Origin of the sequence: Rhodococcus sp. YH3-3, from assembly GCF_001653035.1 — a bacterium.
In the GTDB taxonomy this organism is placed as follows: Bacteria; Actinomycetota; Actinomycetes; order Mycobacteriales; family Mycobacteriaceae; genus Rhodococcus_F; species Rhodococcus_F qingshengii.
In genome coordinates this window covers 2,242,156-2,252,889 of the sequence record NZ_BCWH01000002.1, presented here as the reverse complement: position 1 = coordinate 2,252,889, position 10,734 = coordinate 2,242,156, and the positions used below count along the sequence as shown (strand labels likewise).

Here is a 10,734-nt window from a genome sequence, read left to right as displayed (position 1 = left end):
GTCGATGGTTCCGCTCATCGCTGTTGCGCACGGTAGCCGTGATCCCCGTTCTGCTCGGGTGATCGCGGCTGCTGTGGCAGCTCTTCGTGAAGTCCGGCCAGACCTCGATGTCCGGCTGGCGTTTCTCGACCTCAATGCACCGTCCATCGATCAGGTCCTGGACGGGGTTGCACACGACGGCCACACTCACGCCGTTGTTGTTCCGATGCTGCTGGGCAATGCCTTCCACGCCCGGGTAGATCTGCCCGGACTCTTGGCCGCTGCCGCGACACGCCACCCCCAGTTGACCGTGTTCCAAGCAGACGTACTGGGTCGCGATGCTCGGCTGATCGAGGCAGTACGCGAGCGAATTCTCGAAGCGGGTGCCCGGCCGGACGATCCGTCGGTCGGTGTCGCTCTTGCGGCAGTCGGCTCGTCCGATGCGCGCGCCAATGCCGCGACCGCAGAATTGGCGTCCACTCTCCTCGGCGGAACCAACTGGTCGGGCGTTCGAATCTGTTTCGCGACATCCGCGGAACCGACAGTTACCCAGGCGATCTCCGCACTCGAGCAGGACGGCGCCGAACGTGTTGTCGTCGCGCCGTGGTTCTTGGCTCCCGGCCTACTGACCGATCGACTCAGCGCTGCCGCAGCAACTGCATGTCCGCGCGCGCGTTTCGCCGACACGATCGGTGGGCACTCTCTACTGATCGAAACGATGATCGACCGTTACCGACAAGTCGCTGATGCACTACCCGGCCGTCTGGTCCGCTCCGCCTGATCCGGTTTCACAGGCCGTTATCAGATTGTTACCGTAGTGTTGGATCTGTCCAGCTCGCGAAGGTACCTCCTTCGCCTGCGAAACAGATCTTTGGGTGCAATCCCCTCAGAGCGCCGCGAGAGGGAACACCATCACTCACAATCTTCGCCTCGGCACAGCCGGCATCGCATGGGTCCTGTCGGTGCTCTACCTGCTTGTCGAAATCTTCACAGCCGGAGCATGGAAGACGCCGTACAGCTTCGCGCGCGACTCCATCAGTTCGCTGGGCGTGACGACATGCAGCGTGGATTCATGTTCGCCGATGCACGACGTGATGAACGCGGCCTTCATGATCCTCGGTGCGCTCACCATCCTCGGGGCGGCCTTGCTGCACAAGTACATTCCGGACGGTCGTGCGAAGAAGTGGATTCTCGGTCTTGCCGTCGTCGTTGCATTGAGCACCGCGGCCACCGGCCTCTTCCCGGCGAACGACGGGACCTTCGTTCATTGGACCGCCGTACTTCCCGGCTTCGTCGCACGTCATGCCGTTCTCGTCCTCATGGCAATTCAATTCTGGAAGCACAGCAAATGGATCGCAGTGTGGTCAGGGCTGTGCGCGGCTACCGGAATCGTCGGTGCCGTACTGCTTCTCGGACGAACCCTCACTTTCGGCCTTGGTGAACGCCTGACGCTGTACCCGCTGCCTATGTGGATGGCCGTCACCGGCGTCGCGGCCCTGCTCGCGTTGATGCGCCGAACCGTGTTGAAGAACGTGGAACTGACACTGTCCGGTAACGGATTCATCACCGCTCTGTTGTCGTTGCGCCCGCGTCGATCTCGCGCGGCAGTGCCCACCGACGTTCTCGCACCACGGGAGCTGACCGGTTTGTAGCGAACCGGGGGTGAGCAGGGACACACTGGTAAGGAGGCGACGCGAGGAGACTTCCATGACCAGTGCATCTGTTCGACACGGAATCGTGGCCGGTATCGACGGCTCGGCAAGCGCGGTCAACGCCGCGAGGTGGGCAGCTTCGGCTGCAAAGAGATTCGACGAACCACTTCGCCTGACCCACGTGCTGCCAGGACAACCCGAGTCCGGTGGCGGTACAAACGTCACCGACGAAGAGATGTTCGACCACCACCTTCGCGTCGAGGGTGCAAAACTGCTCGACGAGGCCGAGGACGCCATCCGCGATGATCACACCGACGTCACCGTCGAACGTGGCCTCGTGACCGGTACTCCCGCAACCACACTCGTCGAACTCTCGAAGTCGGCTCGCATCGTTGCACTGGGTCAGGCCGGCACCAGCGAAATGCAGTCCGTGTTTCTCGGATCCGACACCATTCGGGTGGTCAACCGCGCGCACTGTCCCGTGGCCGTATTCCGCGGTACGGGTGATCACGCGATGGCCGACACCAGGCCCATCGTCGTCGGCGTCGACGGGAGCAAGCTCAGCGAACTCGCCGTCGCGCATGCCTTCGAATTTGCCGCGTTCCTCGGCGCACCTTTGGTTGCGGTCCACACGTGGAACGAGCACGCCTCGCTGGGCGGGTATTCCGAAGCCAGGCGCTTCGTCGACTGGGGACCGTACGAACAGCATGAGCATGCACTGCTGTCCGAGTGCCTCGCCGGCTGGACGGAGAAGTACCCCGACGTCGAAGTCACCCGCAGTGTCCAGCGCAGCGGACCGATGAAAGCACTGCTCGAGCATTCAGCGGAGGCGCAGCTCGTAGTCGTCGGTAGCCACGGCCGCAGCCCCTTCATGGCGTCGATAGTCGGATCGACCAGTCAGAGCCTCATCCACCACGCCCAGTGCCCGGTCCTCGTCTGCCGCGAGGGCTGAACCCGTCTCACTGTTGTGCCCCACCCCCTTTTTTCTGAGCGAACGGCACTTTCGGCGCCATCAGGAGTCCGAAAGTGCCGTTCGCTCAAACAGGAGTGGGGGTACAACAGGTCGAACAGGGCGAGCGGGTCATACCTGGCCGACCACGCTCACCGTGACCGGCTCCTGCACCGGCGTCGACACCGGGGTCTCCGGCAGATCCGGCACCCGGGTAGCACGCGCGTACACCGTCTCCCCCGCCTCGAGGTGCAGCGCTGCACTGTCACCGCGCGTGACCTGAGCCGAGAAGAGCTCGCCGGTTGCCTCGTTGCGCAGGTCCACTCGAACCTCGAAGCCGAGGTACACGACGCGCTCGACTGTTGCGCGTGTGACGCCGAGCGACTCGGCCGTTCCGGATTCCTGCGCGAGAGCCATGCTCGGATCGCGGCCGAGTCGGATGTCGTGCGGACGGACCAACTGCCCGTTGAGCTTCGCGACGGATCCGAGGAAGGACATCACGAAGTCGTTGGACGGGCGGTCGTACAGGTCGGCAGGTTCACCGATCTGCTCGATCCGCCCCTTGTTCAGCACCGCGATGCGGTCGGCGACGTCGAGAGCCTCTTCCTGGTCGTGGGTGACCAGGACGGTGGTGACGTGCACCTCGTCGTGCAGGCGACGCAACCACGTGCGCAGGTCGGCACGCACCTTCGCGTCGAGCGCGCCGAAGGGCTCGTCGAGCAGGAGCACCTGTGGATCCACAGCCAGAGCGCGCGCCAACGCCATGCGCTGACGCTGACCGCCGGAGAGCTGCGCGGGGTACCGATGCTGAAACCCGTCGAGACCGACGATCCCCAGTAGTTCGTTGACCTTCTTCTCGATCTCCGGCTTCGGGCGCTTGCGGATCTTGAGCCCGAACGCCACGTTGTCCCGCACGGTCATATGCTTGAACGCCGCGTAGTGCTGGAACACGAAACCGATGTCACGCTTCTGCGGCGAGACGCCGGTGACGTCCTTGCCTGCGATGGTGATGGTTCCCGAATCGAGTTCTTCGAGCCCTGCGATCGAACGCAGCAACGTCGACTTTCCCGAGCCACTGGGCCCGAGCAATGCCGTCAACGAACCCGAGGGAATGTTGACCGTCACGTCGTCGAGCGCCGCGAAATCACCGTAGTTCTTGCGGGCCCCGGTCACTGTGATCATGTGGTGCTCCTCTTACGGTCCAGCAGCGTCATCAGCAACAGGACAATGATGGCGATGCCCATCAGCAGCGTTGCCGCCGAATACGCACCAAAGGTGTTGTGGTCGTCGATGTATCGCGAGTGCACCAGCAATGTCAGTGTCTGGGATACCCCCGGGAAGCCGGAAGAGACCATGATGACTGCGCCGAATTCACCGAGCGAACGCGCCACCGTCAACACGATTCCGTACGTCAGGCCCCAACGGATCGCGGGCAAGGTGATCCGCCAGAACGTCTGCCAGCCCGAGGCACCGAGCGTCGCGGCTGCTTGTTCCTGCTCGTCGCCGATCTCGTGAAGTACGGGTTCGACTTCCCGGACGACGAAGGGCAGCGTCACGAAAATCGTCGCGATCACCATGCCTGGCAACCCGAAGATGACTTTGAACCCCAACGATTCGATGCCGCCGAACCAACCGTTGGCACCCCACAGGAGAATCAACGACACACCGACGACGACGGGCGAGACCGCGAAGGGCAGGTCGACCACCGACTGCAGAACTCCGCGGCCCGGGAAACGCCCACGCACGAGTGCCAGAGCCGTGACGACACCGAACACCACGTTGATCGGAACCACGATCGCCACGATGATCAGCGAAAGATTCAGCGCGGAAATCGCTGCCGGTGTCGTGATCGATTCGAGAAACGGGCCGATTCCGTTCTCGAACGTTCGCGTCAGGATCACACCGATCGGCACGACCAGCAACACGAACAGGTAGACGAGAGCGATGGTCCGCAGACCGATCTTCGATCCTCTGGACACGTTCATCGGGAACTCTCCTCACGTCGCTGTCCCCGCGAGGCGAAGATTCGCAGGACGAACAGCGTCACGAATGCGATGGCCAGCAACGCTACCGAGACGGCAGCGGCGTTGGTCGGACGATCGATCTCGATCTGCTGCTGAATGTACTGCGACGTCATCTGTGTCACGCGTGGGATGTTGCCGCCGATCAGAACGACCGAGCCGTATTCACCGATCGCTCTGGCGAACGCGAGGCCCGCACCGGAGATGACGGCAGGCGCCAACGTCGGGAGAACAACCGAGCGAAAGATCGTCCAGTTGGAAGCTCCCAACGACGCAGCGGCTTCCTCGACTTCGCGGTCGACCTCCATCAGCACCGGCTGCACGGAACGGACGACGAACGGCAAGGTCACGAAGGCCAATGCCACGATCAGTCCGGGCTGAGTTGCATTGAGATGGATGTCGATCGGTGACTGCGGGCCGTAGAGGGACAGCAGCACGATCGATGCCACGATGGTCGGTAGCGCGAACGGCAGATCGATCATCGAGTTGACGATGCGCTTGCCCGGGAAGTCGTCCCGGACCAGCACCCACGCGATGATCGTGCCCATCACGACGTTGATCAATGCCACGATCACCGAGACCAACAACGTCACGCGCAACGACGCCAAGGCGACGGGTGCGGTGACGGCGTCCCAGAATCCGGAGATCCCCTCGTCGAACGCGGTGGCGGTCAACGCGGCGAGCGGAAGCAGAACGATGACGGAGAGCCACAGGGTGGCCACTCCGATTCCGAGCGGCCCCACACTCCCCGTGACCCGCGCGAGTTTTCGCCGACGAGCCACGGGGGTGGGGTCAATAGTGTCAGTCACGTCAGTCTTACTTGGTCGCGTTGTCGTAGATCACTGCGATCGAACCGGTGTCCTTGGTGAACAGAGCACTGTCCACGGCCTTCCAGCCGCCGAGGTCTGCAATGGTCCACAGCTTGGTCGGCTCGGGGAACTTGTCGGTGAACTTGGCAGCGACGGCGGGATCCACGGGACGGAATCCTGCTTCGGCCCAGAGCGTCTGACCCTCGGTCGTGTACAGGTAGTCCTTGAACGCGGTCGCCTTGTCGAGGACCTTGCTGTTCGAGATCACGGCAACGGGGTTCTCGATCTTGAAGGTCGTGGGCGGGGTGACGTGCTCGACCGGGTCGCCGTTGCCTTCGATGAACAGTGCCTCGTTCTCGTAACTGATCAGAACGTCACCGCTACCCTGCAGGAAGGCTTCCGAAGCCTCGCGTCCCGACTTGGGCTGGATCTTGACGTGGTCGTTGACCAAGGCGGTGACGTAGTCGAGACCCGCCTGCGGGTTCTTGCCACCGTCGCTCTTCGCGGCGTACGGCGCCAAGAGGTTCCACTTGGCCGAGCCGGAGCTGAACGGGTTCGGCGTGACGACCTCGAGGCCGGGCTGAAGCAGGTCGTCCCAGTCTTTGATGCCCTTCGGGTTGCCCGGACGCGTCACGATGGTGACTACCGATCCGAACGGAATTCCGTTGTAGGCGTCCTGGTTCCAGTTCTGATCTACCAGACCGGCATCGACCAGACGGGTGATGTCGGGCTCGACGGAGAAGTTGACGAAGTCTGCCTCGGCACCGTCCTTCACCTTGCGCGACTGGTCGCCCGAGGCGCCGTAGGAAGGATTGAAGTTGACGTTCTTGCCCTCGTCGGTCGCCTGGAAGGCTGCGGTGAGCTTGTCGAAGCCAGGCTTCGGCACGGCGTAGGCGAACAGGTTGATCGTGCCGGCGCTACCGTCGCTGGCGGCGCTGTCACCACCCACGGTGTCGCTCGAGCCACCACTGCACGCTGTGAGTACCACGGCCCCCATGGTCGCGATAGCAGTGAGAAGTGTGCGGGAACGGCGTTTCATTGCAGATACCTTCCTGAAAGGACTGACAAACGAGGGTTGGTCAAACGACAAGTCCGAGACCTCTGGGGCTGATTCCATCGGGATGTTCAGACATGGAGAGCCGACGGGCGATGAGCCCTGAATCGGGGGCGCGAGTTACGCGCAGAGAAGTTCGAGTGGGGTGCGCAGCACCACCGGAGAGGTCGAACTCAGGAAATCAACAACAGGCGACGTCAGCGACGTCGAGCATGCCGACAGCAATCAACGCCAACTGGTGGCGGATTACGGGAGCTGTTGCTTCGGACACGCGGTGGACTTTAGCAGAGCACCGGCGCCCGCTCTAATCGGGAGAACTAACGGGTGAGAAGCCACGCGACGATCACGAGGAGAATCAGGGCTATCAGGGCGAGAGTGACCCGTGAGCGGGGCATCAGCTTTCCTCTACTTCTCGAGAATTCCTACGCAACCAGCCGAAGAGCGGCAGAGCGAGAACGGCGGCCAACGCGCGATCCAGACCGATGGCCACCAGGCGGCACAGCGGAACGACGACGATCAGGACCAACGCGACCTGCGGGATGAACGGGAGCCCCGCCATCCACAGCTCGAAGCTGTCCCACCAATCCGCTATCCGATCCACGCCAACACCCTATCCTTCGGACGATACGGTCCCGACAGCGTGTGGATTGGACGTGTGCCGATTCTGGCCGGATGATGGCCGAATGAGTGCTGACGACGAAGTGGTGCAGACGATTCCTCCCGCCTCCACGGGTCACCATCGAAGCAACTTCCCCCCGATCGACGACTATGCGTTTCTTTCCGATTGCGAAACCTCGTGCCTGATTGCCCGTAACGGATCTGTCGAGTGGATGTGCGTTCCCCGCCCGGACTCCCCAAGCGTGTTCGGTGCCATCCTCGACCGCAGCGCAGGCCATTTCCGTATCGGCCCCTACGGCCAGAACGTGCCGGCCGCTCGGCGCTATCTGCCGGGTGGACTCATTCTCGAGACCACCTGGCAGACCGAGACCGGCTGGCTCGTCGTCCGCGACGCCCTGGTTCTCGGTCCCTGGCACAACGTCGACAAGCGATCGAACACGCACAAGCGCACACCGACCGACTGGGATGCCGAACACACCCTTCTCCGTACGGTCAAATGCGTCAGCGGCACCGTCGAACTCGAGATGAGCTGTGAGCCCGCGTTCGACTATCACCGTGGCACGGCGAATTGGGAGTACACCGGAAAGGTCTACGAGGAAGCAACGGCAACGTGTCGCTCCGCCAAGCCCGGCGACCATCCCACTCTGCGCTTGACCACCGATCTCCGACTGGGTCTGGAAGGTCGTGAGGCACGGGCCCGGACGCGACTGGTCGAAGGCGACAACGTGTACGTCGCGCTCTCGTGGTCGGATCTTCCCGCGCCGCAGACGTTCGACGAGGCCGCCGACAAGATGTGGCAGACGTCGAAGTCCTGGCGTGAGTGGGTGACGATCGGCAAGTTCCCCGATCACCCGTGGCGCGGATACCTACAGCGCAGTGCGCTCACACTCAAGGGGCTCACCTACGCACCGACCGGAGCCCTACTCGCGGCTTCGACGACCTCGCTACCGGAAACACCAGGCGGAGAACGCAACTGGGACTATCGCTACGCGTGGGTTCGCGATTCCACCTTCGCACTGTGGGGCCTCTACACGCTCGGGTTGGACCGTGAGGCCAACGACTTCTTCAACTTCATCTACGACGTGTCGAGTTCGGACAACGGTCAGCCGCATCCCTTGCAGGTGATGTACGGCATCGGCGGCGAGCGCACGCTCGAGGAATCCGAACTCAACCATCTGTCCGGCTACGACGGCGCCCGTCCGGTGCGTATCGGCAACGGGGCGTTCGATCAACAGCAGCACGACATCTGGGGCACCATGCTCGACTCGGTGTACCTCCACATCCGTACCCGCGAGCGCGTCCCCGAGGCGTTGTGGCCGCTGCTCAAGAAGCAGGTCGAGGAAGCGATCAAGCATTGGCGCCAGCCCGACCGCGGGATCTGGGAGGTGCGCGGTGAACCGCAGCACTTCACGTCGTCGAAGATCATGTGCTGGGTCGCTCTCGATCGCGGCGCCAAGCTGGCAGAGATGCAGGGCGAGAAGAGCTTTGCACAGCAATGGACGGCCATCGCGGACGAGATCAAGGCCGACATCCTCGCGCACGGTGTCGACTCGCGCGGAGTTCTAACACAGCGGTACGGCCACGATTCACTCGACGCGTCGCTCTTGTTGGCACCGCTGCTGCGCTTCCTGCCGGCCGACGATCCGCGCATCCGGGCGACGGTGCTGGCGATCGCCGACGAGCTCACCGAAGAGGGGTTGGTCCTGCGCTATCGCGTCGACACCACCGACGACGGATTGAGCGGAGAAGAGGGCACGTTCACCATCTGCTCCTTCTGGCTCGTCTCCGCCCTCGTCGAGATCGGCGAACTGGATCGGGCAAAGCATCTCTGCGAGCGTCTGCTCGGGTTCGCGAGCCCGCTCAAGCTGTACGCGGAGGAGATCGACGCGCACACCGGTCGCCATCTGGGTAACTTCCCGCAGGCGTTCACACACCTGGCGCTGATCAACGCCGTGGTCCACGTGATCCGCGCCGAGGAAGCTGCCGAAGCCGGAGCTTTCCAGCCCGCGCACAACGCGACCTAGACCCCCTGCTGTGCGCCTTTATTAACCGCCCGCGGTTAATAAAGGCGCACAGCAGGTCTAGCCGGCCACCGCTTCGAGCTGCGGCGTGATCGATTCGAGCGAGTACTTCAGCGACAGCGACGACGGAGTGTTCAGGCCGGCAACAGTCGGATAGTCGACGATGGCCAATCCGCCACCCTTGACTGCAGGCAGGTCGGCAAACCCCGGCAGCTTCATCATGTCGTCGAGCGACCCGCCGTTGGGCAGCAGCACCACGACGTCGGCGCTGAGAGCGTCGACCCGTTCCGGGCTGAGTATCAGCCGGCCACCGGTCACACCGGCCTCGTCGACCAGCTTGGGCGGCAACGACATTCCCAGACGCGTGAACAGTCCCGAAGCACCGTCCTTGGGATCAGCGACGATCACCAACTGCGACGTCGGGAAGACGTACTGCGACAAAAGAGCGGTCTTACCCTTCAGCCCCGGCAACCGCTGTGCGAGCGCATCGATCTGCCCGTTTGTCGCCTCGACGATCTCGTCGGCTCGCGACTCCTTGTCGAGAACCCGGCCGAGAATCTCCACCTGGTCCTGCCACGGATCGACCTGGACGTCGGACAGACCGGCAATTGTCGGAGCGATCTTGCTCAACTGGTCGAAATCGTCCTGATCGGCGACGGAGAACCCGCCGAGAATCAGATCGGGATCCAAGGTTGCAATTTCTTCAGCTTTGAGCGGGACACCGAACTGCTGGATCGCCGAGCGATCGAGTTCCTTCGCCGACGCGTCCACGCCACTCTCCCACGGGAACAGACCACGCTCGTCGCCCATCGGGCCGGCAGCCAGGTACCCCACCGGCTGGATTCCGAGTTCGAGCAGAGCGTCGAGCCACTGGGTGTCGGCCGCGACGATGCGCGTCGGCGTCCCGGTGATCGTGGTGGCGCCGAACTTGTGGTCGATCGTGGTGACCCGACCGCCCGCGATCTCGTCGGCGTCCGAGGACGAACATCCGCTGATACCTACGACCAGCGCTCCCAAGAGAGCCACCGCCGAAAACTTCATCGCACGCACGAAAATACTCCTCCACTAGTTAGCAGAGGCTTACCTTCTCATATGGGATCCGGCTGTGTCCGACCTTGCTTTCAGGCGAAACGAGAGAGCAGACGCTCCGCATCGGCGCCGATGCGTCGAACCACGTCGCCGGCCGGATGGGTTCCGTGTACGAGTCCGACAGCTTCTCCGGCGTAGACGACTCCGCTGTGGGGATCCGACGGGTCGTACGCCTTTGCCAGCATTTCCTCATCGGCGTCGACTCCGTGCCAGGCGGCAGTGAACTCGTTGGCCACCGCGCGGCCACCCCACCGCTGCGGCCACGGTTGACTGCGCGCTCGGTCGAACACCGAGGTGTAAATCGTGTCGGCACTTCCGGCTTCGACGACGCGCTCGCGGGCATAGCCCGGCCCGACCGTCTCCGGGCTGGCGAGCAGCGCCGTTCCGATCATCACGCCTTCCCCGCCTGCCGCCAGGACTGCGGCCAAACCGCGGCCGGTCCCGATTCCGCCGGCCGCCAGTACTGGAAGTGATGTCGTTTCGAGGATCTCCTGCAGCAGCGGCAAGGTTCCGATTCGGCCCGTGTGACCGCCTGCCTCACC

The 10,734-nt window shown here is 63.3% G+C and carries 12 protein-coding genes; 4 read left to right on the top strand and 8 right to left on the bottom strand.

The window, feature by feature from the left end:
- The first annotated feature begins 4 nt into the window (after window positions 1-4).
- The 3 genes from YH3_RS23465 (at window position 5) to YH3_RS23455 (ending at window position 2,583) form a co-directional block, all read left to right on the top strand.
- The gene (locus YH3_RS23465) at window positions 5-760 is read left to right on the top strand and encodes a sirohydrochlorin chelatase (RefSeq protein WP_030536613.1); all 756 of its coding nucleotides are present in this window, start codon (window positions 5-7) and stop codon (window positions 758-760) included.
- Window positions 761-854: 94 nt separating this feature from the next.
- A complete protein-coding gene (locus YH3_RS23460; protein WP_030536614.1) occupies window positions 855-1,631 on the top strand; it encodes a DUF998 domain-containing protein in 777 nt (258 codons plus the stop codon).
- A gap of 55 nt (window positions 1,632-1,686) precedes the next feature.
- Window positions 1,687-2,583, top strand: coding sequence for a universal stress protein (locus YH3_RS23455; protein ID WP_003944544.1), 897 nt, complete (start codon window positions 1,687-1,689; stop codon window positions 2,581-2,583).
- Window positions 2,584-2,712: 129 nt separating this feature from the next.
- Here the strand turns inward: YH3_RS23455 and YH3_RS23450 are convergent, their stop codons facing one another.
- From YH3_RS23450 to YH3_RS23430, 6 genes are all read right to left on the bottom strand, one after another.
- Window positions 2,713-3,762: a sulfate/molybdate ABC transporter ATP-binding protein gene (locus YH3_RS23450; RefSeq protein ID WP_007731046.1), complete on the bottom strand. Its 1,050-nt coding sequence runs from the start codon at window positions 3,760-3,762 to the stop codon at window positions 2,713-2,715.
- Complete coding sequence (gene cysW, locus YH3_RS23445; RefSeq protein WP_003944503.1) at window positions 3,759-4,565, bottom strand: sulfate ABC transporter permease subunit CysW; 807 nt, start codon at window positions 4,563-4,565, stop codon at window positions 3,759-3,761. Before cysW ends, YH3_RS23450 begins: the two co-directional genes overlap by 4 nt.
- The gene (gene cysT, locus YH3_RS23440) at window positions 4,562-5,410 is read right to left on the bottom strand and encodes a sulfate ABC transporter permease subunit CysT (protein WP_030536617.1); all 849 of its coding nucleotides are present in this window, start codon (window positions 5,408-5,410) and stop codon (window positions 4,562-4,564) included. The genes cysW and cysT overlap by 4 nt, the downstream gene beginning before the upstream one ends.
- A gap of 7 nt (window positions 5,411-5,417) precedes the next feature.
- Window positions 5,418-6,449: a sulfate ABC transporter substrate-binding protein gene (locus tag YH3_RS23435; protein ID WP_003944569.1), complete on the bottom strand. Its 1,032-nt coding sequence runs from the start codon at window positions 6,447-6,449 to the stop codon at window positions 5,418-5,420.
- Between the two features lie 196 nt (window positions 6,450-6,645).
- Window positions 6,646-6,735, bottom strand: a complete 90-nt coding sequence (locus YH3_RS37370; RefSeq protein ID WP_309599318.1) for an Ms4533A family Cys-rich leader peptide — start codon at window positions 6,733-6,735, stop codon at window positions 6,646-6,648.
- Between the two features lie 123 nt (window positions 6,736-6,858).
- Window positions 6,859-7,065, bottom strand: coding sequence for a hypothetical protein (locus YH3_RS23430; RefSeq protein ID WP_003944489.1), 207 nt, complete (start codon window positions 7,063-7,065; stop codon window positions 6,859-6,861).
- Between the two features lie 82 nt (window positions 7,066-7,147).
- Here YH3_RS23430 and YH3_RS23425 point away from each other — a divergent pair, with 82 nt between their 5' ends.
- Window positions 7,148-9,106 carry a glycoside hydrolase family 15 protein gene (locus tag YH3_RS23425; protein WP_003944557.1) on the top strand — a complete coding sequence of 653 codons (1,959 nt, stop codon included), beginning with the start codon at window positions 7,148-7,150 and terminating at the stop codon, window positions 9,104-9,106.
- Window positions 9,107-9,163: 57 nt separating this feature from the next.
- Here YH3_RS23425 and YH3_RS23420 read toward each other — a convergent pair whose 3' ends face one another.
- Together YH3_RS23420 and YH3_RS23415 are read right to left on the bottom strand one after the other, a co-directional pair.
- Window positions 9,164-10,144 carry an ABC transporter substrate-binding protein gene (locus YH3_RS23420; protein ID WP_238592699.1) on the bottom strand — a complete coding sequence of 327 codons (981 nt, stop codon included), beginning with the start codon at window positions 10,142-10,144 and terminating at the stop codon, window positions 9,164-9,166.
- A gap of 80 nt (window positions 10,145-10,224) precedes the next feature.
- Window positions 10,225-10,734 (bottom strand): nitronate monooxygenase family protein (locus YH3_RS23415; RefSeq protein WP_193777183.1); only part of this gene is annotated, 510 nt, incomplete at its 5' end.

Bases quoted from the DNA above. Each gene is read 5' to 3' on its own strand.
- YH3_RS23455 (WP_003944544.1), top strand. From the start codon at position 1,687: ATGACCAGTGCATCTGTTCGACACGGAATCGTGGCCGGTATCGACGGC.
- YH3_RS23420 (WP_238592699.1), bottom strand. From the start codon at position 10,144: ATGAAGTTTTCGGCGGTGGCTCTCTTGGGAGCGCTGGTCGTAGGTATC.
- YH3_RS23425 (WP_003944557.1), top strand. From the start codon at position 7,148: ATGAGTGCTGACGACGAAGTGGTGCAGACGATTCCTCCCGCCTCCACG.
- YH3_RS23465 (WP_030536613.1), top strand. From the start codon at position 5: ATGGTTCCGCTCATCGCTGTTGCGCACGGTAGCCGTGATCCCCGTTCT.
- YH3_RS23435 (WP_003944569.1), bottom strand. From the start codon at position 6,449: ATGAAACGCCGTTCCCGCACACTTCTCACTGCTATCGCGACCATGGGG.
- YH3_RS23450 (WP_007731046.1), bottom strand. From the start codon at position 3,762: ATGATCACAGTGACCGGGGCCCGCAAGAACTACGGTGATTTCGCGGCG.
- cysW (WP_003944503.1), bottom strand. From the start codon at position 4,565: ATGAACGTGTCCAGAGGATCGAAGATCGGTCTGCGGACCATCGCTCTC.